This window comes from Pseudarthrobacter sp. AL07 (assembly GCF_029960665.1).
Lineage (GTDB): Bacteria > Actinomycetota > Actinomycetes > Actinomycetales > Micrococcaceae > Arthrobacter.
The window spans coordinates 50,229-75,151 of the sequence record NZ_JASBRB010000011.1 but is presented as its reverse complement, the minus strand read 5'-3'; the positions used below and the strand labels follow the sequence as shown (position 1 = coordinate 75,151).

Sequence of the window (24,923 nt, the reverse complement as noted above, 5' to 3'; positions counted from 1 at the left end):
CCCACCAGCGTTTCTGGGGTAAGCCAGACGCCGGCGACGGCGGCACTCCAGACGAGGAGGGCGGGCAGTGCCAGCCTGACGTCCGTGCGCCGACGCGGCGCATCGGCTGATGAAGTCGATGGCTCCTGGCCCCGAAGTTTCGTCCCGACGCGTTCACCCAACCTGCGGACGTTCAGCCCGACGGCTCGGACCCCGGAGGGCGAAGTCAAAGCGGCCGTACCCGCGGAAGCCGGAAACGCTCCGGGAGCCCGCTGGCCCTGCACAGCTGAGTCAACAAAGCGGCTCCACGGGCTGCGCCCGGCCACCTCAGACCCCTACCAGGGGAAGGAGCGTTTCGAGCATTTTGGGGCCCACTCCGTCCACGGCGTCGAGCTCCTCGACCGACGTGAAGGAGCCATGTTCCTTGCGCCAGTCCACGATCCGCTGAGCCAGCACGGGTCCAACCTTCGGCAGGGCGTCCAGCTCTTCGACGCTTGCCGTGTTGAGGTTGACCTTTCCTCCTGCTGACGCGGTCCCACCATTGCCAGGCTCCTCCGCCGCTTCCCCGGGTGGGACGGATGAACCGGCGGGGATTTCTTCGCCGGCCTGGGGAACGTAGAGCTTTTGTCCGTCCGTCAGCACGGCAGCAAGGTTGAGCCGGTTCAGGTCTGCGGCGGGTGTGCCGCCCCCTGCCGCGGCGATTGCCTGGTGAACCCGGCTGCCCGCGGGCAACTGCACAACCCCGGGCACCGCGACGGCCCCCGCCACGTGGATGATGACGGTGCCGGCCTGTGGACTTTCCGGCGCCAGTTCAGGCTGTCCGGCTCCGCGTGGCTCGGTACCGTGGCTGACCACCCCCGCAGGCATGCTGCCCTGGGTGGAGCTGTCACTCAGTGGCCTGACTTCGGGCTGACCGGCGGCAACCTGAGCCCAGAACCAGACGCTGCCAAGTACCGCGATGGCGGCAATGAGCAAAGCGACCCGCAGGCCCACCCGCCATCTCAGTAACGGTCCCGTCCTCTCTGTACCGGCAGGGAAATCATCAGCGGCCCCCGAAGCGGCGTCGTCACAGGAACCGTGAGCCGCGCCGTCGTACTCAAACACCCTTTCGCCGCCGTCGGTGAGCAGTAGCCCCGGGCCGGCTCCGAGCGTGGACCGCAGCCGGTCCCGGGCATGCCGGGCCCCCTGGCGTGCTGCTGCTCCAGCGTCCCGGCGTGACATGCACCAAACGCTAGGGATACATAGCCGCCGGGGACAGTCCCGGCTGCACCTATGTGGAAACCGCTATGTGGAAACTGCGGGGAGCTCCGGCTCCGAGTTCCGCACAGTTGGGCCGTTCTCCCCCACGATCACCGCGAGCACGCCAAGCCCGGCGTGGGCTGCCAGGACGGCTGGCAGGGAGCTGATCTGGGCCGGCGGGCAGCTGGGCAAGGCGGCGGACAGCCGTGCTGCCAAAGCTTCTGCCTCGGCCGGATTACCGAAGTGGTGGACGGCAAGGCGGGCCTGGCCATGGGGGCGCGATGCGGCGTCCGCGGTGGCCAACTCCTGGAGGCGGGCCACAGCCTTGACTGCCGATCTGACCTTTTCCAGCGGTATGATCTTTCCGTCGTCGACGGCCAGGATGGGTTTGATGGCGAACATGGTCCCCAACAGCGACGCTGCCGCGCCGATCCGCCCGCCCCGGCGGAGCTGTTCAAGGCTGGGCACGTAGAAATAGACCTTGGTGCGCGCGAACTGCGCCGCCGCCGCGGCTGCTACGGCTGTGGTGTCGCTGCCTGCCGCGGCTGCCGCCACCGCGGCCTGCACACCCATGCCCAGAGCCATGCCCACGGTGGAGGAGTCGAGGACTTCCACCGGGATTGCAACCCGGGTGGCCGCGAGCCTCGCCGCATCCGCGGTCCCGGACAAGCCTCCGGAGATGTGAATGGAGACCACGCTTTCGTAGCCCAGTCGTTCAGCGGCCAGGAAGACCTGTTCAAACTGTCCCGGTGACGGGCGGGACGTCTTGACCGATGTGCCGCTGGCGAGTGCCAGCGCAATGGTTTCGGTGATCTCGTCTTCGCCCTCGCCGTAGATTTCCGCGCCCACCATAACGGGCATCGGGATGACAGTCAGCCGTCCGTCGCCGGCGCACGAACGCACCCAGTCGGGCGGCAGTGCGGAGGCAGAGTCGGTAACCACTGCGGTACGGACGACGACGGCGGGCGCCACCGGGACTGGCGACGGTTGCGTGCCAGGGCGCGGTGCGGGACGGAGGGCAGCCAGACGCTCCCGGAGCCAAAGCCAGGCAGCGGCGTCACGGTCGGGCAAGAGCGCCTCCTGGTCTAGGACCGGCCGCCAGTTGGAACCGGCGGCCGGTGTCCCGGGCTAGGCCGGGACGATGTTGACCAGTTTAGGCGCTCGCACGATCACCGTGCGGATGCCGCGGCCGTCAAGCGCGCGCTGGACGTTTTCACTGGCCAGGGCCAGTTCCCGCAGTTCGTCTTCGCCGATCCCCGGCGAGACTTCGACGCGGTCACGGACTTTGCCTTGGACCTGGACCACCGCGGTGACGGTCTCCTGGACCAGCAGCGCTTCGTCGTGTACCGGCCAGCCGGCGTTCGCCACGGACGCGGGATGGCCCAGGACGTTCCACATGTCTTCCGCCGTGTACGGCGCGAAGAGGCTCAGGATGACGGCAACGGTTTCCGCCGCCTCCCGGACGGCGGGATCCGCGCCGCCGGCACCAGCGGCTGCATCTATGGTTTTGCGTGTTGCGTTGACCAGCTCCATGAGCTTGGCCACCACCACGTTGAACTTGTTAGTGTCCAGCAGCGCGGCGGCGTCCGCGATGGTGCGGTGCGTGACGGAGCGCAAGGCACGGTCACCGGCGCTCACGTCGGCACCGGGCTCGCTCGTGACGTCCTGCGCCAGCCGCCAGGCGCGGGCCAGGAACTTTGCAGAGCCCGACGGCGAAACGTCCGCCCAGTCGACGTCGTCCTCCGGCGGGGACGCGAAGATCATGGTGAGGCGCACGGCGTCCACGCCGTACTTGTCCAGCTGCTCGCTGAGGTCTACACCGTTGCCCAGCGACTTGCTCATGGCCTTGCCCCCGTTGAGGACCTGGCCCTGGTTCAGCAGCGCGCTGAACGGTTCGTCGGCGTCGATCATGCCGAGGTCGTGGATGACCTTGGTGAAGAACCGGGCGTACAGCAGGTGCAGGATGGCGTGCTCGACGCCGCCCACATACTGGCCCACGGGCATCCACTCGTTGATCTTCGCCGGATCGAACGGGCCTTCGGTGTACTGCGGTGAGACGAACCGCAGGAAGTACCAGGATGAGTCCACAAACGTGTCCATGGTGTCGGTATCGCGCTTTGCCGGCCCGTGGCAATTGGGACAGTCGACATTGACCCAGGCTTCCGCGGCGGCCAGCGGTGACGTGCCCTTCGGGGACAAGTCTTCGCCGCGCAGGTCAGCCGGCAGCCTGACAGGCAGCTGCTCGTCAGGAACGGGAACCTCGCCGCAGGAAGGGCAGTGGATGATCGGGATGGGCGTGCCCCAGAACCGCTGGCGGCTCAGCAGCCAGTCACGCAGGCGGAAGTTGACGAACTTCTCGCCGGTGCCCTGCTCCTCGAGGATGCCGATGGCAGCGGGGATGGCTTCTGCCTTCGGCAGCCCATCGAGGATGCCAGAGTTGATCAGGGTGCCCTCGCCGGAGGTGGCCTTGCCGGAAACGGTGGGGTCCTCCTCACCGGTGTCAAGCACGGCGCGGACGGGCAGGTCGAACGTCGTGGCAAAGTCGAGGTCGCGCTGGTCATGGGCGGGGACGGCCATGATGGCGCCGGTGCCGTAGTCGGCCAGGACGTAGTCAGCGGCCCAGACCGGCAGCTTTTCGCCGTTCAGCGGGTTGACGGCGTAGCGGCCGGTGAAGACACCGGTTTTTTCGCGTTCGGTGGACTGGCGTTCGATTTCGGTCAGCGCCTTGACCTGTTCGCGGTAGGCGTCCAGGCCGGCAGCGTGCTCCTCGGTGACGAGTTCGACGGCGATCGGCGCGTCGGCTGCGACAACAAAGAACGTGGCGCCGTACAGCGTGTCCGGGCGGGTGGTGAAGACCGTGACGTCCTTGGCGGGCTTGCCGCCTTCGGCTTCGATCACAAAGTTGACGTGGGCACCTTCGGAGCGGCCGATCCAGTTCTTCTGCATCGCCAGAACCCGCTCGGGCCAGTGGCCGCGCAGCTCGTCCATGTCATCGAGCAGCCGGTCAGCGTACTCGGTGATCTTGAAGTACCACTGGTTGAGGGACTTCTTGGTGACGGGGGTGCCGCAGCGTTCGCAGGCACCGTTGACCACCTGTTCATTGGCCAGGACAGTCTGGTCCTTGGGGCACCAGTTGACTGGAGAGTCCTTGCGGTATGCCAGGCCCCGCTCGTAGAAGCGCTTGAACAGCCATTGGGTCCAGCGGTAGTACTCGGGGTCCGAGGTGTGCACCCGCCGGGACCAGTCCGCGGAGATCGCGTAACGCTTGAACGACGCCGCCTGGGTGTCGATGTTGGCGTAGGTCCACTCGCTCGGGTGGGCGTTGCGCTTGATGGCGGCGTTTTCCGCCGGCAGGCCGAAGGAGTCCCAGCCGATCGGATGCAGGACGTCGAAGCCCTTTTGCCGCAGGTACCGGGCCACAACATCGCCCATGGCAAAAGCCTCGGCGTGGCCCATGTGCAGGTCACCCGAGGGGTACGGGAACATGTCCAGCACGTAGCGGCGTTCGCGGGAACCATCATCCACAGGCGTGAAAACCTTAAGGTCTTCCCACACCTGCGGCCACTTGGCCTCCATCGCCGCGAAGCTGTAGGCACCCTCTTCGGGTGTTTCCGCCGCCACTGCTGCTGTTCCGGTCTCTGTCTCCGGCTGAACGCTCACTGCTGCCCTCTTCTGTTCTGTTGTGGCATCGGTACTGCCACAACGGTCTGATCCCCTCTGCTGCCCGCCCGTCAAACGTGCCCGGACACACAAAAGCCCCTCTCCATGGAGGGGCAGCCGCACGGCATTCCGGTTGATTCCGGACACCGGGCGGCTAGCTAAGCAGAAGGATCGCACGCATAGGACTACTTTAGCCTACCCACTGCAGGTGGGCAGGCCCAGGCTAAGGGAACGCGCCAGTCCGGGCCGGGCGCAGGGGCGCGTGCGGGTGGTCGAGGGCCCCGAGGATTTCTCCAGTTTCAAACCGGCGGGATCCTCGTGGCCAGTGCCGGCACCCGTCGAAATGGACAATGCCGCCGGGCCCATTAGGTAGCCCAGATCTCCTCGCCAAAGAGAACCCTGCAACGGGGCGGCTCCATTAGGTAGATTCTACCCTTGCCAAAGGGGGTGAACCGGTCCACAGTGATGTCAAGTCTGTGGGGAAACTAGACGGTCTCAGGTCGAGGAGCCTGACATGTATTCTTGGCGTTTATGTCCCGCACAACGTTGTGATGGACTGAAGAATCCGCCCTTCACCCCGGCGAAGAATTAGCGAGGAACTGACCATGTTTGGCTGGGTTACCCGGTTCAGCATGCAGTTCCGAATTTTGGTTCTCGCCCTCGCGGCGGGCCTTATAACTTTTGGCATCGTGAACGTTCCACATATGGCCGTGGACACGATGCCGGAGTTCGCCCCCGCACAGGTCGAGATACAAACTGAGGCCCTAGGGCTCTCCGCGGTTGAAGTTGAGCAGCTTATTACCGCACCGATGGAAGCAGACCTCCTCAACGGGGTGGCCTGGCTGGACGAGATCCGCTCGAAATCCGTCCCGGGGCTGTCGTCCATCGAACTTGTCTTCGAGCCGGGCACGGACCTTCTGCGCGCACGCCAGTTGGTCGCGGAACGGATGACGCAGGCGCACGCGCTGCCTAACGTCTCATCGCCGCCGCTGATCATGCAGCCCATGTCCTCCACCAGCCGCGTGCTGATGGTCAGGATGAACTCCAAAGAGCTCTCCGGCATTGAAATGTCGGTCCTGGCCAGATGGAAAATCAAGCCGCGGCTGATCGGTATCCCAGGCGTGGCGAACGTGTCCATCTGGGGCCAGCGCGAACAGCAGCTGCAGGTTGAGGTCACTCCGACGCAGCTGCGCGACAAAGGCGTCACCCTTGAGCAGCTGATCAAGACCACAGGCAATGCGGTCTGGGTTTCGCCGTTGAGCTTCCTGGAGGCTTCGACGCCCGGGACCGGCGGTTTCGTGGAGTCGCCCAACCAGCGCCTTGGCATCCAGCACGTCCTTCCCATCCGCACCCCGGCCGACCTGGCCAAGGTCAGCGTGGAGGACACGGACCCGCCGTTGCTCCTGGGCGACATTGCCCAGGTCAAGGAAGACCACCAGCCGCTGATCGGCGACGCCGTTGTCGGGGCCGACGCTGGCCTGATGCTGGTCATCGAAAAGTTCCCTGGCACCAGCGCCCTGGCGGTCACCCAGAACGTTGAGGCGGCGCTGAAGGACATGGAGCCCGGCCTCACAGGGGTCCAGATCGATACGTCCGTTTTCCGGCCAGCAACCGGCGTCCAGGACTCCCTCAACAGCCTCAGCCTGGCGCTGCTGATCAGCCTCCTCATCGCGGTAGCCCTGTTCTGGCTGCTCTTCCGTTCCTGGCGGGCCGCCGTGATTGCACTCGTGGCCATCGCCACTACGGTGATGACGGCGGCGGCGGTGCTGATCGCCCAAAACGCAACCCTTAACATCACTATCCTGATGGGCGTTCTGCTCGGCTCGTCCGTGATTGTGGGCGACATCGTGGAAGACGTTCAGGCCCACCGACGACGGCGCGCTGTCCGCGAGGCGACGGACCCCGAGGCTACCCCGAGGTCGCGCAGCAGCTACATCGTCCGCGGGGTCCGCACACCGCTGTTCCACGCATCGCTGATGATGGTGGTTGTCCTCGTTCCGACGCTCTTCGTGACTGGACTAGGCGGCTCGTTCTTTTCACCGCTTTTCTGGTCGTTGGCCCTGACGCTGGCCGCCGCCCTGATCGTAGGCTTGTCCGTCACACCGGTATTGGCGTTTTTCCTCCTTCCGTCCAAGACCGCGACCGACAGGGAACTTCCCGCCGTCGGACGTGGGAAGGCGCACTACAACCGAGCACTGGGCGGGGTCAACTCCCGGAAGTCCCTGGCGATCGTGGCCGTCGTGGTCGTGGGGATCTTTGGCGTCGCAGCCGGCTCGCAGCTGGCAGGAAACCGGCCGCTCGTTCCCGCCATGCCCGACAGGACCCTGTTGGTGCAGTGGGACACCATGGCCGGGACTTCCAATGACGAAGTCCGGCGGATCGCTGCCCTGGCCTCCGATGAACTCAGGGCGCTCCCGGGAATTTCGGGAGTCGGCGGGCATGTGGGACGCGCCATCTCTGCGGATCAAGTGGTCGGCAACAGCTCTGCTGAGCTGTGGGTGTCGATCGCACCGGACGCCAACTTCGGCGAAACGGAGCAGGCGGTACGGGACGTGGTGCAGGGCTACCCCGGCATCGGGCACAACGTGCTGAACTACTCGCAACAGACAGTCGGCGACATGCGCTCCAGCCTGGAGCCGGGCTTTGCGGTCCGGGTCTACGGAACGGAAATGCCGGTGCTGCGTGAAAAGGCAGAGGAGGTCCGCCAGGCCCTTCAGAAGATTGACGGTGTGAACAACCCGGCCATCGACGCTACGGACATGACCCCGATCGTAGAGGTCGAGGTCAATCTCGAAGCGGCCCAAAAGTTCGGCATCAAGCCCGGTGACGCGAGGCGCGCCGCTGCGACCCTGATGCAGGGCATCGTCGTGGGGAACCTCTTTGAGGAGCAGAAGGTGTTCGAAGTGGTTGTGCGCGGCGCGGTTGGTGTCCGGGATGACCTGACCAGCATCCGTGAGCTGCTCCTGGATGCTCCTAACGGCGGCCACGTCCAACTGGGCCAGGTCGCCGACGTTCGCATGGTCCCCAACGAAGTTGTTATCCAGCACGATGCCACCTCGCGGCGGATCGACGTCGTGGCTGACGTCAGCGGACGCCCGCTGGCAGATATCCAGCGGGATATCGAGGCGGCCATCCAAAAAATCCAGTTCCCGCTCGAATACCACGCCGAGATCCCCACGAAATACAGCCAACTGCAGGCCGCAGACACCCTGGTTCATGGACTCGGAATCGCGGCCATCCTGGCTGTGCTGCTTCTGCTTCAGACAGCAGTGCGGAGCTGGAACCTGGCCCTCGCCGTCCTCCTGACGCTTCCCGCCGCGATGGCGGGAGCAGCGGTCGCCGCATGGATCGGGGCGGCATCCTTGTCCTGGCTGTCCATGACCGCGTTTGCTGCCGTCCTGGCGATCGCTGCACGCAACGCGACACTCCTGTCCGCGCGTGTTGACGAGCTCTGGCGGGAGTCCGAACAGATGTCACGCACTGACGTGGTCATGACGGCGGCCCGGGACCGGATATCGCCGATCCTGAAATCCGCCCTCATTACGTTCCTCGTGCTGATACCGCCCGCCTTCCTCGGCGGCACGGTAGGCAATGCGTTGATGCTACCCATGCTGCTGATCATTGCCGGCGGCCTCGTAACCACAACGCTAGTGGGGCTCTTTGTGCTCCCACTGCTCACACTCTGGTTCGGTCCCCGCGCCGAGCCGGAAGAGTGGTCCGAAGTCTACGAATCGGAAGTTCCAGTCGCCCCCGTTATGCCGGAAAAGGTGGAAGTATCATGACCAGCCAAAAGCCCCTGCGGCGCCTGCCAGTGGCGGCCGCTGTCTGCGCAGTACTGCTGTTTTCACTGCCCGCCTGTGCTCAACCCTCAGCCATGGCAGAAACCGCATCTGAAGCGGCTGCCACGGTGGAAAAGAATGCCACCACCGGCATCGCACGCATCACGCTGAGCCAGCGGGCGATTGAACGGCTGGAGCTGCTTACGGACACGGTCAAACCGGGTTCGGGCGGCGCAGGCATCATGTTCCCTTACGCAGCGCTGCTGTACGACGCGCAGGGGAAGACCTGGGTCTACACCAACCCAGAGCCACTGCTGTACGAGCGCCAGGCCGTCACGGTGACCAAAGTCGAAGCGGGCGCGGTCACAGCCAGTGTCGGCCCAGCCGTGGGAACGCCAGTGGTAACCGTAGCCGCGGCGGAGCTGTTCGGCGCCGAGTTCAACACGGGCAAATGACATGCGGCGCATCGTCGCGGCCAGCCTAAGGTTCAGATCGATCGTCATCGCCATGGCCGCGGCGCTGATGATCGTGGGCGGCACCCAGCTCAGCAGCGCCTCAGTGGACGTGTTCCCCGAATTCGCACCACCGAAGGTCGAGGTCCAGACAGCCTGCCTGGGACTTACCGCCGCCGAGGTGGAGGAACTCGTGTCGGTACCCATGGAGCAAGCCTTCAACGGCATCGACGGCCTCCACCACATGCGGTCCAAGTCCGTACCGCAGCTGTCCTCGATCGTAATGGAATTCGAGAACGGCACGGATCTGCTGACCGCACGGCAACTGGTGTCCGAGCGGATGGCGACGGTCATTCCCACCCTGCCCACCTGGGCAGCGCCGCCGTTGATGCTGCAGCCGCTCTCCTCCACCAGCCGGGTGATGAAGATCGGGCTGTCCTCGGATACGCGGTCCCTGATCGAGATGTCGATGATTTCCTACTGGAACGTCAGGGCCCACCTGCTCCGCGTTCCTGGCGTAGCCAACGTCGCCATCTGGGGCGAACGCCTCCAGATGCTCCAGGTCCAGGCCGATCCGGCCAGGCTGGCAGCCAACAAAGTCAGCCTCGAAACGGTGATGAGTTCCACCGCCAACGCTCTGGACGCCGGCCTGCTCAAGTATTCCTCCGGCGCCCTGATCGGCACCGGCGGTTCCCTGGACACGCCCAGCCAGTCCATGGGGATCCGGCATGTCCAACCCATCACGTCCCCTGAGGACCTGGCCAAAGTCGCCCTCGAGGACCGGGAGGGACTGCCCCCGCTCAAGCTGAGCGACGTGGCAAACGTGGTGGAAGATCATCAGCAGCTGATCGGTGACGCCGTCATCAACGGCGGTCCGGGCCTGATGCTGATCGTGGAAAAGCTGCCGTGGGGCAACACCCTCGAAGTGACCCGCGGGGTGGAAGAGGCGTTAAAGCAGCTCGAGCCCGGCCTGACCGGTATTGCCGTGGACACCACCATCTTCCGTCCGGCCACGTTCATTGAGGAGTCCCTGGGGAACCTGGGCATTGCGCTGCTCCTTGGCTGCCTGCTGGTCATCATGGTGTTGAGTGTCTTCCTGTTCCAGTGGCGGACCGCCCTGGTCAGCGTCATGGCCATCCCGTTGTCGCTGCTGGCGGCAGCCCTGGTGCTCTACTGGACCGGCGGCACCGTAAACACGATGGTGCTTGCCGGGTTGGTGATTGCCGTCGGGGTGGTAGTGGACGATGCCATCATCGACGTCGAAAACATCGTCAGGCGCCTCCGGCACCACCGGGCCACCGGTGGCACCGGCAGCACGGCCAGGGTAGTGGTCAACGCTTCCCTTGAAGTCCGCGGGCCAATCGTCTACGCCACGCTGATCATCGTCGCCGCGACGGTTCCGATCTTCTTCCTCGACGGACTCACGGGAGCGTTCTTCCGGCCACTGGCAACCTCCTACACCCTGGCAGTGTTCGCGTCGATGCTCGTGGCGCTGACGGTCACGCCAGCCATGGCATACATCTTCCTGCGAAATGCCAAGCTGGAGGACCGGGATCCGCCCGTGGTCAGGGTTCTGAAGCGTTGGTACGCCAACGCGCTCCGGCCCATTGTCCGCCGTCCTGTCCCCGGTTACCTGACCCTGGCAGCCGTGGGCGTCATCGGCATCGTGGCGGCTCCGCTGTTGGGCCAGTCCCTGCTGCCTTCCTTCAAGGAACGGGACTTCCTGATGCACTGGGTCACGCAGCCCGGCACGTCGAACGCCGAAGAAGTCCGTGTCAGCCAACTGGCCTGCAACGAACTCATGACCATTCCCGGAGTGAACAATTGCGGCTCCCACATCGGCCAGGCATTCGCTGCCGACGAGGTGGTGGGGGTCAACTTCGGTGAAAACTGGATCAGCGTTGACCCCGGCGTCGACTACGACGAAACCCTGGCGTCAGTCCAGACCGTCGTTGAAGGCTACCCCGGAATCCAACGCGACGTGCAGACCTACCTCAAGGAACGCATCCGCGAGGTACTCACCGGAACCGGCTACGCCGTCGTCGTCCGCGTCTATGGCGACGATCTTGCGATACTCCGCCAGGAGGCAGACAAGATCAAGGAAATCCTTGCCGGCACGGCAGGAGCCATCGGCGCCAAGGTTGCCCTCCAGGCCAACATTCCGCAGATAGATGTGGAGGTGGACCTGGAAGCCGCCAACCGCTACGGGCTGAAGCCCGGCGATGTGCGCCGCGCCGCAGCCACGATGGTAGCCGGCGAAGAGGTAGGCGACGTATACCGGGACGGGAAAGCCTACGATGTCCAGGTATGGAGCGCCCCGGAGAGCCGGACGAGCGTCACAAGCATCGAGAAGCTCGTCCTGGATACGCCGTCGGGGACGAAAATCCGGATGGCTGATGTGGCCAAGGTTTCGGTGAAGCCCACCCCCAACGTCATTGAGCGTTCAGAGGGATCCAGGCGCATCGATGTCAGCGCCAACGTCAAGGAAGGCGATCTGGCGAAGGTGGTGGAGAAGCTCAAGTCCGGCATGGAAACCATCCAGTTCCCGGTCGGCTACAGCGCGGTGGTTCTCGGCGAGTACGCCGAGCGCCAGTCCGCATCGCAACGGCTGCTGCTCTACTCGATTGGCGCACTGATCATCGTCTACCTCCTCCTGCAGGCTGCTTTCAGGAGCTGGCGGCTGGCCACCCTGGCCATCCTGACGTTGCCGGTGGCACTCGTGGGCGGGGTGATCGCCGCACACCTCAGCGGCGGAATCCTGTCCCTCGGGTCGCTGGTGGGCTTCCTGACCCTCATGGGGATCGCGGCACGCAACGGCATCCTGCTCATCAACCACTGCCAGCACCTGGAACAGTTCGAGGGCATGCCCTTCGGACCTGCGCTGGTGCTTCGGGGGGCTTCCGAGCGCTTGTCGCCGATCCTCATGACCACACTCGCTACTGCCTTGGCCTTGGTGCCGCTGGTGGTGATGGGGAACATCCCGGGCCACGAGATCGAGCATCCCATGGCTGTGGTGATCCTGGGCGGGCTGGTCACATCAACGCTGGTCAACCTGTTCATCGTCCCTTCGCTGTACCTGCGTTTCGCCAAAGGCGGCCACGGCCGCCGGCACGGGTCACACAAGTTGCAGCCCGCCCCTGCGGTTTAGGCAGATCCCCCACGAGTATGAAAGGCACGTGAGATGGTTTTTCGAGCACATAAGTTCACGGCGTACGGTTCCGCATTACTGCTGGCCTTCGGATCGCTGACGGTGATGTCGGCAGAGACGGCGGCTGCCGCACCACCGTCCCCGGAACTCTGCGGGCCAGGCTCCGCGATCAATTTTGACCGTTCGGATTTCCAGGCAACGCCCCGGATCGATAACAAGTGGTTCCCGCTCAAGCCCGGCATGCAGTACACGACGACGGGGACCGTGACCTCTGCCGAAGGGACCAGCAGACGGACCGTCGTGCATACAGTCACCGGGCTGACCAAGGTAATCGACGGCGTCAAGACCCGTGTCCTGTGGGACCGCGACTACTCGGACGGCGAACTGGTGGAATCCGAGCTGGCCTTCTTTGCGCAGACTGGAAAGGGAACGGTCTGGCTCTTCGGCGAATATCCGGAGGAATACGAAACCGGCGAGTTCGTTGGTGCGCCCAGCACTTTCATCAGCGGGCTTGCCAAGGCCCGGGCCGGCATCGCCATGCAGGCCAGGCCCCGGACCGGCACGCCGGACTATGTCCAGGCCTATGCCCCCAAGGTTGACTTCCTTGACTGCGGGACAGTGTTCAAGAAAAACCAGCACGTCTGCGTCCCGACTGGCTGCTACGACGATGTACTGGTGATCGATGAATACAACCCGCTGGAACCGCCTGAGGCAGGACATCAGCGGAAGTTCTACTCAGCCGGAACAGGGCTGGTGAAAGTCACCGCCGTCGGCGGTCCCGATCAGGAATTCATGGACCTGGTGACAGTGAAGAAGCTGGGCGCCGCGCAGCTCGCGGCCGTCAACACCCAAGCGCTGGAACTGGACGAGCGGGCATACACGGTCAGCAGGAGCGTCTATGCGAAGACACCGCCGGCTGAACTCGACGGACCCTGACCCGGACAAGACCAGGGAGGGCGGCGCTCCTCGGGCCACCCTCCCTGTTTGTTGCTGTCCGGAGACCGGTTCGGAGTGCTTAGCGCACGTCCTCGTCGACCCAATCCATGGACTTCGTCACGGCCTTCTTCCAGAGGCGCAACTGCCGGTCCTGCTCGGCCTGATCCATTTGCGGCTCCCACCGCTTGTCCTCGGCCCAGTTGGCTGAGCACTCGCCAAGGTCCTTCCAGAAGCCGACGGCGAGGCCGGCTGCGTAGGCGGCGCCCAGCGCGGTCGTCTCCACCACTTTCGGACGGATCACCGGCACGCCCAGGATGTCCGCCTGGAACTGCATCAGAGCGTCGTTGGCCACCATGCCGCCGTCGACCTTCAACTCCGTGAGCGGAACGCCGGAGTCAGCATTGACTGCGTCCAGTACCTCGCGGGTCTGGAACGCCGTGGCCTCCAGCGCCGCCCGGGCGATGTGGTTCTTGTTGACGAACCGAGTCAGGCCCACAATGGCGCCGCGGGCATCCGAACGCCAGTACGGGGCAAAGAGCCCCGAGAACGCCGGCACGATGTAGACGCCGCCGTTGTCCTCAACGGCCGCCGCCAGCGTTTCCACTTCCGGCGCGCTGCTGATCATGCCGAGATTGTCCCGGAGCCACTGGATCAGCGAACCGGTGACCGCGATGGAACCTTCCAGCGCATAGTGCGTGGGGGCGTCTCCGAGCTTGTACCCGACCGTGGTGAGCAGTCCGTTCTTCGAGTGAACGATCTCCTCGCCGGTGTTGAAGATCAGGAAGCAGCCGGTGCCGTACGTGTTTTTGGCTTCACCTGCTTCGAATGCCGCCTGGCCGAACGTGGCCGCCTGCTGGTCACCCAGGATGCCGGAAACAGGCACTTCGCGCAGGAGTTGCGACGTATGCACGGTGCCGTAGACCTCGGAGGAGGACTTGATTACCGGCATCATGGAGGCCGGAACGCCAAAGGCGGCCAGGATGTCCTGGTCCCAGGCGAGCGTCTCAAGATCCATAAACAGGGTCCGCGAAGCGTTGGTCACGTCGGTGACATGGACACCGCCGTCGACGCCGCCGGTCAAATTCCAGAGCACCCAGCAGTCAGTGTTGCCGAACACGAGGTCGCCTGCTTCGGCTTTTTCCCGCGCTCCTTCGACGTTGTCCAGGATCCACTTGATCTTTGTACCCGAGAAGTAGGTGGCCAGCGGCAGCCCCACCTTGTCCTTAAAGCGCTCCACTCCACCGTCTTTTGCCAGCTCATCAACGATCGACTGGGTGCGCGTGTCCTGCCAGACAATGGCGTTGTAGACGGCCTTGCCGGTTGTTTTGTCCCAGACAACCGCCGTTTCACGCTGGTTGGTGATGCCGACGGCGGCGATGTCGTGGCGGGTCAGGTTTGCCTTCGACAGTGCGGTGCCGATGACTTCGCGGGTGTTGTTCCAGATCTCAGCGGGATCGTGCTCCACCCAGCCGGCCTGCGGAAATATCTGCTCGTGTTCCAGCTGGCCGCTGGAGACGATGCTGCCACTGTGGTCGAAGACGATGGCGCGGCTGCTGGTGGTGCCCTGATCGATGGCGATTACATACTGGTTCATGATGACGTCCTTGTCTGTATTTCGTGTGCGTTTGAAATGGTTACTAGCCGGCGACGGCAGGCATGATCATGGGAACCCAGAGGGCCACCAGACCGGCAAGCGTTCCGCCGATCAGCGGACCCACTACCGGGATCCAGGAGTAGGCCCAGTCACTTGAACCCTTGCCCTTGATGGGCAGGATAGCGTGGGCTATGCGGGGCCCGAGGTCGCGGGCCGGATTAATGGCATAACCCGTGGGTCCACCCAGGGATACGCCGATGCCCACCACGAGCAGTGCCACCGCCAGCGGCCCAAGGCCCGAGGGCGTCCCGCCGAACGTCAGGATGACGAAGACCAGGACAAACGTGCCGATGATTTCCGTGAGCAGGTTCCAGGGCGTGGAGCGGATGGCCGGACCGGTGGAGAACGTTGCCAGCTTGTTGGCTTCCACGGGTTCGGCATCGAAGTGCTGCTTGTACGCGACCCAGCAAACGACGGCGCCCAGGAAAGCGCCAAGCAGTTCGCCACCGAAGTAGGTGAACGTGGACGCGACATCCACCGGAACGTCCGGAGCATACTCCTTGCCGCCCTTAACCAGTAGGCCCAGCGTGACGGCTGGATTGAGGTGGGCGCCGGATTTGGCGGCAACGAAAACACCCGCGAAGACGGCGATCCCCCACCCCCACGTCACCATCAGGAACCCGCCGCTGTTGCCTTTTGTGCCTTTAAGGGCCACGTTGGCCACGACACCGCAACCCAGCAGGGTGAGCATCGCCGTTCCGAAGACTTCGGAAAGAAAAACAATTCCAAGAGACATCATTGACTCCTCTATTTTCTGTTTTCGGTCCTTCGCGGGTTGAAGGACCGTTGGGCCGGAGCGCTTTGACGCCCCGGCTGCAGCCTGGTCTGCCTAGGCCACCAGGCTGTGGATCTGTACGCGGTGGAATCGCTCCAGTACTTCCCGCGCATGCTTGATCTCGTCGGTCTTGGCTGTGGCATCCCAGCCCAGCGGGGCGGACAGGACGTCCGCAACCTCGACAAGAAGTTCTCCGGTGACAAGTCCACGGAAGGCGAGCGACGTACGCCGGATCAGGACATCGATGAGGTGCCCGATCTGCTCGTTCCGGGCCATAAACTCCAGCTCCCGGACACTGAGTTCACGGGTGGAACGGAGCAGCCTGTCCGGCCCGGCATCAAGGTAGCGGATCACGTCGTCTGCCCTCGTGCCGTAACGCGTCAACAGGACGGCAGTGCGGTCAGCATCCCGCCCGGTACCCACGTGCGCCTTGATCCATTTCTGGATTCCGGCCTCATCCGTGGGGAAGCCGGCACCGCCTCCGATGGCGAGCTTCGCCGTGGAGACCTTCCGTTCCATTCCCAGCTCGGCAAGCACATCATTTGCCATGTGCTCGGCCAACGCCCGGAATGTGGTCCATTTGCCGCCCACCAGGCTGAGTACGACCGCGGCTCCGGCGCCGGGCGCCCCGGGATCCGGGGTGCGCCGTTCGATGCTGTAGTCGCGCGAAACAAACCCAGGCTGGGTGGCATCGTGGCGTGGCAGCGGGCGGACGCCGGAGAACGTGTAGACGATCTGGTCACGCTGCACGCTGATGTCCGGGAAAACGTGTCCGATCAGGTTGAAGAAGTACTCGATCTCCTCATCCGTGCACACCGCGTCCTTCGTCATATCCGCATTGATGTCAGTGGTTCCCACCAGGACCCGGTCGCCCATGGGGTAGATGAGGACGATCCGGCCGTCCGTGTGTTCAAAGAAGATCTCCCGGCCTTTGCAGGCCTCGAGCAGGACCGGGTGGTCCAGTACGATGTGCGATCCTTTTGTGCCGCCCATGAAGGCCGACGCCGCCCCCATGGCTTCGTTGGTCAGGTCCACCCAGGCGCCGGTGGTGTTGACGATGACGTCCGCGGTGAAATCGAAGAGCTCCCCTGTCAGTTCGTCGCGCAGCTGGACCGTGGTGCCGGACTGTGTGGCAGGCCCGCCGAGAGAATGAAGTGCAAGGTAGTTGCTTGCCCGGGCTGTTGAGCTTTCCGGTCCGCCGTTGCCCTTGCCTGCCTTTTCGCCGTCCTGGAGCACATCGAGCGTGAGCCGCTCGGGGTTATGCACCGACGCGTCGAAGTATGTGGCAGCGTATTTGATTCCGGGGTGCAGCTGCGGCAGCTCGGCGAGGGCCCGCTTCCGTCCGCGGAACTGGTGGCGCGGCACGGCACCGCCGTCGCGGGAAAACGAGTCATACATGCTCAGGCCCAGTTTGATCAGGAAAGCGCCGCGCTCCTTGGGCTTGCCCTGCTGTTTGTGCGTGAGGAACCGCAGGGGTGCCGACAGGACGCCGGAGAAGGTGCTGAAAATGGGGATGGTGGTCTGGAGGGGCTTCACATAATGCGGTGCGATCCGCAGGAGTCGGTTGCGTTCCACTACAGATTCCCGGACGAGGCGGAATTCTCCGTTTTCGAGGTAACGGATGCCGCCATGAATCATGTGTGAGGACGCACCGCTGGCACCCTGGCAGTAGTCGCCACGCTCCACCAGGGCCACATCCACTCCCTGCAGGGCGAGGTCCCGGAACGTTCCCACGCCGTTGATGCCACCGCCGATGATCAAAACTTTGGCGTGCGGACGATTTCGCAGACCCTGGACCGATGCGCGCAGCACCGGGCTGTGGACGGGCGTGGCTCCGCTGTGGCTGAATGAATCTCTGATTCCCAAAACTGCTCCCTGGGTTTATTGGCCTGCGGGCATCCGCCGGACGAACCGTCGTTCTTCAACTATTGTTTGGAGTATTGGAAAATGGAGTCAAGCACTATGCACAAACGTGCAGATTGGAGTCCGAATGACGCCTTCACGGCACTCAGATGCGCTCAGAGCTGCACAGATGTATTACCTCCAGGACCTGACCATGGACGCGATCGCGAGGGAACTGCGGACGTCCCGGTCCACTGTTTCCAGGCTCCTCTCAGCCGCCAGGGACACGGGTTTGGTCCAGATCCAGATCCGCAATCCAATGGATACCGGCCCCGAACTCGAAAGCATGATCCGGCGCGAGTACAGCGTTGACGTGCACGTGGTTCCGGTGGTGGAGTCCCTGAACGAGGCGGAAACCCTGGACCGGGTGGCCATCCAGGCAGCACGAACCATCGGTCCCCTGGTGGATTCCAATGCGATCATCGGCGTCGCGTGGGGATCAACGCTAAGCGCCGTCAGCAGACACCTCACCCGCAAGATCACGCACGATACCGTGGTGGTCCAGCTGAACGGCGCCGGCAACATGCACACCACCGGCATCACGTACGCGAGTGACATCATGCGCCGCTTCGGAAGTGCTTACGGCGCCCGTGTGGAGCAGTTCCCTGTTCCCGCATTCTTTGACCATGCAGCCACCAAAACCGCCATGTGGAATGAGCGCAGCGTGCAGCGCATCCTGGACCTGCAGGCCCGGATGAGCATCGCCATCTTCGGCGTTGGATCCGTGCACGCAGACTACCCAAGCCACGTTTACGCGGGTGGCTACCTGGACGAAAGCGATCTCAAGGTACTTGCCCATTCTGACGTTGTGGGTGACGTCGCCACGGTGTTTTTCCGGCGTGACGGATCCTCCCACGGGATCGTCCTCAATGAACGCTCCACGGGTCCGGCCCTCTCCCAGCTGCGCCAGGTCCGGCGTCGGATCTGCGTGGTCTCCGGGGCATCGAAGATCAATGGCCTGCGGGGCGCCCTGTCCGCCGGCCTCGCCACCGACCTGATCGTGGATGAAGCCACCGCGCGCCGCCTGGTGGGCTTTGGCGGTGTCGCCTGGCCCAATGGGTAGAGTCAATGCTATGAAAACCTCACCCCGGCTCAGCCTTAACAACGGTGTGCTGATCGACCAGTTGGGCTTCGGGCTGTACAAAGTTCCGGCAACCGAAGCCGCCGGCCTGGTGGCCACGGCCCTGGGCACCGGATACCGCCACTTTGACACGGCAGCCATGTACGGCAACGAAACAGGAGTGGCGCGCGGAGTGGGCCCCGCCATGGATTCCGACGGCAGAAGCGGCGGCTCCGGGGAGTCCTCACCTGGCCTGCGGCGCGAGGACGTATTTGTCACCACGAAGGTGTGGAACGATGACCAGGGGTATGACGCAGCCCTCCGTGCCTTCGATACGTCCATGGTTAACCTTGGACTGGACTACGTGGACATGTACTTGATCCACTGGCCCTGCGCCAAGCGGGACCTGTTCAGCGACACGTACCGCGCCCTCGAAACGCTGTACCGCGAAGGAAAGGTCCGGGCCATCGGTGTCTGCAACTTCCAGCCGGCGCACCTGGACCGCCTGCTCGAGAGTGCCGAAGTGGTGCCGGCTGTGAACCAGATTGAACTGCACCCGTGGCTTCAGCAGGCGGAGCTCACGGAGAAGCACCTCACCCTCGGCATCCGGACTGAAGCCTGGAGCCCCCTGGGGCGCGGACACGTACTGTCGGATTCCGTGGTCCTGGCCCTGGCGGCCGAGCACGGCCGGACAGCAGCCCAGATTATTCTTCGGTGGCATATCCAGCTGGGGAACATCGCCATCCCGAAGGCAAGCTCGGAGGCACGGATCCGGGAAAACCTGGACGTCTTCGGCTTTGAACTTTCAGACCGCGACATGGCAGCCTTGGCTGAGCTTGACCGCGGGCAGCGCACCGGGTCCCACCCCGACAACGTCAACTAGGACCGAGGGTCATGAAAACCGCCGATCAACAACCATCCCCCGCGCCGTCGTTCTTCAGCGCGGGGCTGGCGGCCCGCACCTGTGCCGCAAACATCGTGATCGATGGCACCGCCGTGGCGTATTGGACCTACGAACCCATCCAGGCCACGCCCGACACCCGCACCATCCTGGTGATCCACGGCTTCCGCGGCGATCACCATGGCCTCCTCCGGGTGGCAGACCAATTGCCGGAGATGCGCATCATTATGCCGGACCTGCCAGGTTTCGGCAGCTCCGCCGCATTCGCCTCCGGTGAACACTCGGTGGAACAGTACGGCACTTTTGTCACCGACTTTATGGCGGCGCTCGGCCTTGGTCCGGACACGGTGTTGCTGGGGCACTCCTTCGGCTCGATCGTCGCCGCCCATTTTGTGGCGACCCATCCGGGCACCGTCGCTCCGCTGATCCTGATCAATCCCATCGCCGCGCCTGCCCAGGAAGGTCCCAAGGGGATCATGACCAGACTGGCCGTTCTCTACTACCGGCTGGCGGCCAGGCTCCCCCGCCCGCTGGGTCTGGCGCTGCTGCGCAGTCCGCTGATTGTCAGAGTCATGAGCGAGGCCATGGCCAAGACGGCCGACAAAGACCTGCGCGGCTTCATCCACGGCCAGCACCATGCCTACTTCAGTGCGTTCGCGAACCGGGAGAGTCTCCTCGAATCGTTCACAGCGTCGGTCAGCGGCCATGTGGCAGAGGTTGCCGGGAAGCTGGACCTGCCGGTGCTCCTGGTCGCCGGCGAAAAGGACGAGATTGCCACCCTGCCCGACCAGCACCGCCTCGCCGGGCTTCTCCCCGACGGGGTCCTCAAAGTCATTCCCGGCGTCGGCCACCTGATCCACTATGAAACGCCCGGCCCCGCCGCCGGCTTCATCCGCAGCTTCCTTAAGGACCACCCCGCGTGAAGATTGTCATCGATGCACGATTCACCCGGACCGACCACCACGACGGCATCAGCCGCTACGGGGCCAGCCTCATCGCCGCCACCGCGAAGGTTGCAGACGTTTCCATGCTCATCAGCGACCCCCGTCAGCTGGCGCTGCTTCCGGATGTTCCGTACACGCTGATCAACAGTCCGCTGTCCCCGCTGGAGCTGTTCGTGGCCCGCAGGGTCAACCCGCTGGGGGCCGACGTTGTGGTGTGCCCCATGCAGACCATGGGCAGCTGGGGGCGCAAGTACGGCCTGGTCCTGACCCTGCACGACCTCATCTACTACGAGCACCCTGCTCCCCCGGGGTTCCTGCCGGCACCCGTCCGCGTGCTGTGGCGCCTATACCACAAGGCGTTCTGGCCCCAGCGCGTCCTCCTCAACCGGGCGGACACCGTGGCCACGATCAGCCGGACCACTGAAGCCCTGATGGCCAAGTACCGGCTCACCCAGAGGCCGGTGCGGATCATCAGCAACGCCCCGCAGCCCGCGCAGGACCCGCGCGATCCCGCCGCCGGTGCAGAACATTCGCTCGTGTACATGGGATCGTTTATGCCCTACAAAAACGTTGAAACGATGGTGGCCGGAATGTCCGGGCTGCCCGATTTCACCTTGCACCTGCTGAGCAGGATCACCGCGGATCGCCGGGCCGAGCTGGAGATCATGGTTCCGCCTGGCGCCAAGGTGGTCTTCCACAACGGGGTCACCGACGACGAATACACCGTCCTGCTCAAACGTGCCACGGCACTGGTGAGCCTCTCCCACGCCGAAGGTTACGGTCTCCCGCTGGTGGAGGCCATGGCTCTCGGCACGCCGGTCATCGCCAGCGACATCCCGATTTTCCGGGAAGTGGGCGGCGACGCGGTAGCCTACGTTGATCCCGCGTCCCCGGCAGAGTTTGCCGCGGCCGTGCAGAGACTGCGCGACGCCGCCCACTGGCAGCAGGTGTCCCGTCGTTCGGTGGCGCGTGCCCGGGAATTCAGCTGGGACGAATCCGCCCAGCAACTGGTGGATGTGGCCCACGACATCATGGCGCGCCGCGGACGCTGACGCCGCGAGTCCTCTAAGGGACGCATGCTAACGGACGTTTACTAAAGGACGTCCACGCCGTCAAGCCTGATCTGGACCGGTTCCGTGCTCCTCTTGGCGGCGGCCGCAGCCTTTGTTGCACGCAGCACCCGGGTGACGGTGGCTGCCTGCCCGTACGCAAAGAACAGCAGGGTCCGGGCGTCCTGCCCAGCCGCCGCGGCGCTCCAGGCTCCGCCGGTTGCGGGACCGGTGAGCACCAGCGGGGCCGGACCTGCGGTCCGCAGCGCCACGCCGGCGCTGGCCAGCTCCTTCTCAACGGTCCCGGAAAAATGTACGACGGCGGCCCGGGGGCCGGTGATCGAGGCAATCCTGACTGCCGGCGGTAGCTGGAGTTCCATCCGGAGTTCGAGCTCGCGCCGGGCGTACCCGGCCGGGTCCCACCGCAGCAACGCGCCAACAGCCACGCTTTCCGTCGCGGTGATAACCACCAGTCCGCCATCGGACGCCGGACGCACCAAAGCTGCGGCGTTGAACCAGCGGCGCACGGTGTCTTCGCCGGCGCGGAGATTCTCCCGGCGCAGCAGGGAGTCGCCGTCGAGCAGCAGGGCCGCAGCGTAACCGCCCTCCGCAACGGGCTCCGCCCCGACGGTGGCCACCACCAGCGCCTTGGCGCCGCCAACTCCGGCTTTGATGTTGCCGCCCGAGGACGTAATAACGGGTTTTCCGGGAAATGCACGGCCCAGCTCTTCAGCAGTCCGCAGGACTCCGGTGGCGCCCTTACGAAGCTTGTGCCCTGCGCAGTGGGCACACTGCCACTCCGGCGCCGGCATGGAACACCAGCGGCACTGCGGGATCGCAGAGCTGCCGCTGGCTCCGGCCAAGGCCAGAGGGCCCTGGCAGGCCTGGCACCGGGCAGGTTCACGGCAGGTCTCACAGACGAGCGACGGGGCGTAGCCGGCGCGGGCCACCTGCACCAGGACAGGCCCACGTTCCAGCCCGTCCTTGGCGGCGCGCCAGGCCGCACCGGGAAGCCGCGCAACCAGGGCGAGGGGGTCGCGCTCCTGTTCGAAGCTGTCCGCCGTGTTCAACACCCGGGGCACAGTCCGTCGTGCGAACGCCCGATCGGCCTCGACTGGCATGGCCCAGCCGGCCTCCACCAGCCGCTGGAGTTCCGTACTCCTGGAATGACCCGCCATCAAGCAGGCGGCGCCTTCCTGGTCCGCTCGCAGCAGGAGGACATCGCGGCTATGGGCGTACGGGGCGCGCTGTTCGATGTGAAGGTCATCGCCGTCATCCCAGCAGGCAATAAGACCCAGATCCAGGACGGGGGCAAATGCTGCAGAACGCGTGCCGATGGCAACGCGTGCAGACCCGGCCAGGAGGCGCAGGAAACTCCTGTAGCGGGGCGTTGGCCCGTCATCGGCCGTCAGCCGCGCAATATCATCGGCGGGCAGCACGGCCAGGAGCGCCTTTTCCAGCTGGTCCAGGTCCCTGTAGTCCGGAACCACCACCACGGCGCCGCGGCCGGAGGCACGGACTGCTGCCACGGCCGTTGCCAGCAGGTGCGGCCATGCGGCCGGGCCGAATCCCTGGAGTGGGTTGAAGACCGCCCGCGGAGATCCGCCGTCCCGCAGGTGGCGGACAAATGCCGGGCCGTTACGGTACCCGGCCCAGTCGGAATCCGTCCCGGAAGTGACGTCAGGACCAGTAGCGGCCGCGACGTCGGCACGCGGATCCGGTGCCGCGGGCTCTGCCGCAGGGGCGGTGAGGAACTCCTTCTCGAGCCTGGCCATGCGCGGAGGCACCGCAACGCGCAGGACGTCGCTGACCGTGCCCGCGTACCTGGCCGCGACGGCGGCCACCAGATCCCGGACGGGCGGCGTCAGGACAACCACCGGGGAGACGACCTTCTGGAGGGGCACCAGGGTGTGGCCGGCGTCGGATTCTGCCGTCCGCTCAATGATGAAACCGGACAGGTCCTGGCCGTTGAAACTGACTTTGACCCTGACGCCGGCCTGCGCGGCCTCATTCAGTTCAGCCGGCACGCTGTAGTCGAAGGGCCGGTCCAGGTGCGGCAGCGGTGTCTCGACGAATACCCTGGCCACCGGAAGGTGCGCGGCCAGCGGAGGTCCGGACGGCCTGGCCTTCGCCGGGAAGCCCTGCAGCAGCGACAACTGGACTGCGCCGGGAGGGACAGACTCGTCAGAGGCCATGGCAGGCTGGCCTACGCGTTGAAGAAGGCCTTCAGGTCCTCCACCCGGTCCAGGCGCTCCCAGGTAAAGTCGGGATCGTCACGGCCGAAGTGTCCGTGCGCGGCAGTCTTGGCGTAGATGGGACGCTTGAGGTCCAAGGCATCGATGATTGCACGCGGGCGGAGGTCGAAGATCTCCGCGATGGCGGCGCTGATCCGGGCCGGATCCACTGTTTCCGTGCCGAAGGTTTCCACGTAGGTGCCCACTGGGCGGGCTTGTCCGATGGCGTAGGCAATCTGGATCTCGGCACGCTTTGCCAGTCCGGCCGCCACAACGTTCTTGGCAACCCAACGCATCGCGTAGGCAGCGGAACGGTCCACCTTGGACGGGTCCTTGCCCGAGAAGGCGCCGCCGCCGTGGCGCGCCATGCCGCCGTAGGTGTCCACAATGATCTTGCGTCCGGTCAGGCCGGCGTCACCGACCGGCCCGCCGATAACAAACTCGCCAGCCGGGTTCAGGATGTTGACGGCCCCGGAAATGTCCAGATTGGCGGCTGCCAACACCGGCTCAATCACAAAGGAGGCGAGGTCCGCGCGCAGGCGGTCCAGGCTGGTTCCGTCGGCGTGCTGGCTGGAGATGACGACGGTTTCCACGGAAACCGGCACGTCCTTGTCGTAACCGATGGTGACCTGGGTCTTGCCGTCGGGCCGGAGGTAGGAGAGCTCGCCGGACTTGCGCACCTCGGTGAGGCGTTCGGACAGGCGGTGCGCAATCCAGATCGGGACCGGCATGTAGGACGGGGTTTCGTCGCTCGCGTACCCGAACATCAGGCCCTGGTCGCCGGCGCCCTGAAGGTCGTAGTCGTCCTCCTGGCGCCCTTCGCGGGCTTCGAGGGAGTTGAAGACACCGCCGGCGATGTCGTTCGACTGCTGGCCAATGGAGACAGAGACACCGCAGCGGGCGCCGTCAAAGCCGTTGGCCGAGGAGTCGTAGCCGATGCCCAGGATGGTCTCCCGGACGATCTGCGGGATTTCAACGTAGGCGTCGGTGGTGACCTCACCGGCAACATGGACCAGGCCGGTGGTGGCCATGGTCTCCACCGCGACGCGGGACTCGGGATCCGCGGCGAGCAGTGCATCGAGGATGGCGTCACTGATCTGGTCGCAGATCTTGTCCGGGTGGCCTTCAGTGACCGACTCGGACGTGAAGAGCCGGAGGGCGGTGGGCGTAGCCCCGTGCGTATTGGGAATGTGCAGCGGTAAAGTCACTCA

16 protein-coding genes are annotated in these 24,923 nt (G+C 64.8%); 8 read left to right on the top strand and 8 right to left on the bottom strand.

The annotated features are described in order from the left end of the window. Nucleotides 1-306: 306 nt before the first annotated feature. From QK290_RS11005 to leuS, 3 genes are all read right to left on the bottom strand, one after another. Nucleotides 307-1,200 (bottom strand): ComEA family DNA-binding protein, encoded by an 894-nt coding sequence (locus QK290_RS11005; RefSeq protein WP_282330698.1) that lies wholly within the window; start codon nucleotides 1,198-1,200, stop codon nucleotides 307-309. Between the two features lie 63 nt (nucleotides 1,201-1,263). Further along, nucleotides 1,264-2,289, bottom strand: coding sequence for a DegV family protein (locus QK290_RS11000; RefSeq protein ID WP_282330697.1), 1,026 nt, complete (start codon nucleotides 2,287-2,289; stop codon nucleotides 1,264-1,266). A gap of 57 nt (nucleotides 2,290-2,346) precedes the next feature. After that, on the bottom strand, nucleotides 2,347-4,878 hold the full coding sequence (gene leuS, locus QK290_RS10995) for a leucine--tRNA ligase (RefSeq protein ID WP_282330696.1): 2,532 nt from the start codon (nucleotides 4,876-4,878) through the stop codon (nucleotides 2,347-2,349). Between the two features lie 605 nt (nucleotides 4,879-5,483). Here leuS and QK290_RS10990 point away from each other — a divergent pair. The 4 genes from QK290_RS10990 to QK290_RS10975 are packed head-to-tail and all read left to right on the top strand — an operon-like array spanning nucleotide 5,484 to nucleotide 13,193. After that, nucleotides 5,484-8,660 (top strand): efflux RND transporter permease subunit, encoded by a 3,177-nt coding sequence (locus tag QK290_RS10990; RefSeq protein ID WP_282330695.1) that lies wholly within the window; start codon nucleotides 5,484-5,486, stop codon nucleotides 8,658-8,660. Further along, complete coding sequence (locus QK290_RS10985) at nucleotides 8,657-9,112, top strand: hypothetical protein (protein WP_282330694.1); 456 nt, start codon at nucleotides 8,657-8,659, stop codon at nucleotides 9,110-9,112. The genes QK290_RS10990 and QK290_RS10985 overlap by 4 nt, the downstream gene beginning before the upstream one ends. A 1-nt stretch (nucleotide 9,113) precedes the next feature. Next, the gene (locus QK290_RS10980; protein ID WP_282330693.1) at nucleotides 9,114-12,257 is read left to right on the top strand and encodes an efflux RND transporter permease subunit; all 3,144 of its coding nucleotides are present in this window, start codon (nucleotides 9,114-9,116) and stop codon (nucleotides 12,255-12,257) included. A gap of 33 nt (nucleotides 12,258-12,290) precedes the next feature. Beyond that, the gene (locus QK290_RS10975; protein ID WP_282330692.1) at nucleotides 12,291-13,193 is read left to right on the top strand and encodes a hypothetical protein; all 903 of its coding nucleotides are present in this window, start codon (nucleotides 12,291-12,293) and stop codon (nucleotides 13,191-13,193) included. 79 nt (nucleotides 13,194-13,272) lie between these two features. Here the strand turns inward: QK290_RS10975 and glpK are convergent, their stop codons facing one another. The 3 genes from glpK to QK290_RS10960 all read right to left on the bottom strand — a co-directional run bounded on the left by glpK (nucleotide 13,273) and on the right by QK290_RS10960 (nucleotide 17,434). Beyond that, entirely contained in the window at nucleotides 13,273-14,787 is a 1,515-nt protein-coding gene (glpK, locus tag QK290_RS10970) for a glycerol kinase GlpK (protein WP_282330691.1), read from the bottom strand. A 43-nt stretch (nucleotides 14,788-14,830) separates the two neighbouring features. After that, nucleotides 14,831-15,583 carry an MIP/aquaporin family protein gene (locus tag QK290_RS10965; protein WP_282330690.1) on the bottom strand — a complete coding sequence of 251 codons (753 nt, stop codon included), beginning with the start codon at nucleotides 15,581-15,583 and terminating at the stop codon, nucleotides 14,831-14,833. 93 nt (nucleotides 15,584-15,676) lie between these two features. Continuing rightward, nucleotides 15,677-17,434, bottom strand: coding sequence for a glycerol-3-phosphate dehydrogenase/oxidase (locus QK290_RS10960; protein ID WP_282330723.1), 1,758 nt, complete (start codon nucleotides 17,432-17,434; stop codon nucleotides 15,677-15,679). Between the two features lie 178 nt (nucleotides 17,435-17,612). Between QK290_RS10960 and QK290_RS10955 the strand changes: the two genes are divergently transcribed. From QK290_RS10955 to QK290_RS10940, 4 genes are read left to right on the top strand one after another with little or no spacing between them, the layout of a single operon-like run. Beyond that, nucleotides 17,613-18,587: a sugar-binding domain-containing protein gene (locus tag QK290_RS10955; protein WP_282330689.1), complete on the top strand. Its 975-nt coding sequence runs from the start codon at nucleotides 17,613-17,615 to the stop codon at nucleotides 18,585-18,587. Nucleotides 18,588-18,597: 10 nt separating this feature from the next. Continuing rightward, on the top strand, nucleotides 18,598-19,467 hold the full coding sequence (locus QK290_RS10950) for an aldo/keto reductase (RefSeq protein WP_282330688.1): 870 nt from the start codon (nucleotides 18,598-18,600) through the stop codon (nucleotides 19,465-19,467). A gap of 11 nt (nucleotides 19,468-19,478) precedes the next feature. Then, on the top strand, nucleotides 19,479-20,408 hold the full coding sequence (locus QK290_RS10945; RefSeq protein ID WP_282330687.1) for an alpha/beta hydrolase: 930 nt from the start codon (nucleotides 19,479-19,481) through the stop codon (nucleotides 20,406-20,408). Then, nucleotides 20,405-21,481 (top strand): glycosyltransferase family 1 protein, encoded by a 1,077-nt coding sequence (locus QK290_RS10940; protein WP_282330686.1) that lies wholly within the window; start codon nucleotides 20,405-20,407, stop codon nucleotides 21,479-21,481. The genes QK290_RS10945 and QK290_RS10940 overlap by 4 nt, the downstream gene beginning before the upstream one ends. A gap of 41 nt (nucleotides 21,482-21,522) precedes the next feature. Here QK290_RS10940 and QK290_RS10935 read toward each other — a convergent pair whose 3' ends face one another. Both QK290_RS10935 and metK read right to left on the bottom strand, forming a co-directional pair. Then, a complete protein-coding gene (locus tag QK290_RS10935) occupies nucleotides 21,523-23,673 on the bottom strand; it encodes a primosomal protein N' (protein ID WP_282330685.1) in 2,151 nt (716 codons plus the stop codon). Between the two features lie 11 nt (nucleotides 23,674-23,684). Then, on the bottom strand, nucleotides 23,685-24,920 hold the full coding sequence (gene metK / locus QK290_RS10930; RefSeq protein WP_282330684.1) for a methionine adenosyltransferase: 1,236 nt from the start codon (nucleotides 24,918-24,920) through the stop codon (nucleotides 23,685-23,687). Nucleotides 24,921-24,923 lie beyond the last annotated feature (3 nt).

Bases quoted from the DNA above. Each gene is read 5' to 3' on its own strand.
- QK290_RS10980 (WP_282330693.1), top strand. From the start codon at position 9,114: ATGCGGCGCATCGTCGCGGCCAGCCTAAGGTTCAGATCGATCGTCATC.
- glpK (WP_282330691.1), bottom strand. From the start codon at position 14,787: ATGAACCAGTATGTAATCGCCATCGATCAGGGCACCACCAGCAGCCGC.
- QK290_RS10955 (WP_282330689.1), top strand. From the start codon at position 17,613: ATGACGCCTTCACGGCACTCAGATGCGCTCAGAGCTGCACAGATGTAT.
- QK290_RS10935 (WP_282330685.1), bottom strand. From the start codon at position 23,673: ATGGCCTCTGACGAGTCTGTCCCTCCCGGCGCAGTCCAGTTGTCGCTG.
- QK290_RS11005 (WP_282330698.1), bottom strand. From the start codon at position 1,200: ATGTCACGCCGGGACGCTGGAGCAGCAGCACGCCAGGGGGCCCGGCAT.
- QK290_RS10990 (WP_282330695.1), top strand. From the start codon at position 5,484: ATGTTTGGCTGGGTTACCCGGTTCAGCATGCAGTTCCGAATTTTGGTT.
- QK290_RS10975 (WP_282330692.1), top strand. From the start codon at position 12,291: ATGGTTTTTCGAGCACATAAGTTCACGGCGTACGGTTCCGCATTACTG.
- QK290_RS10945 (WP_282330687.1), top strand. From the start codon at position 19,479: ATGAAAACCGCCGATCAACAACCATCCCCCGCGCCGTCGTTCTTCAGC.
- QK290_RS10950 (WP_282330688.1), top strand. From the start codon at position 18,598: ATGAAAACCTCACCCCGGCTCAGCCTTAACAACGGTGTGCTGATCGAC.
- QK290_RS10985 (WP_282330694.1), top strand. From the start codon at position 8,657: ATGACCAGCCAAAAGCCCCTGCGGCGCCTGCCAGTGGCGGCCGCTGTC.
- QK290_RS10965 (WP_282330690.1), bottom strand. From the start codon at position 15,583: ATGTCTCTTGGAATTGTTTTTCTTTCCGAAGTCTTCGGAACGGCGATG.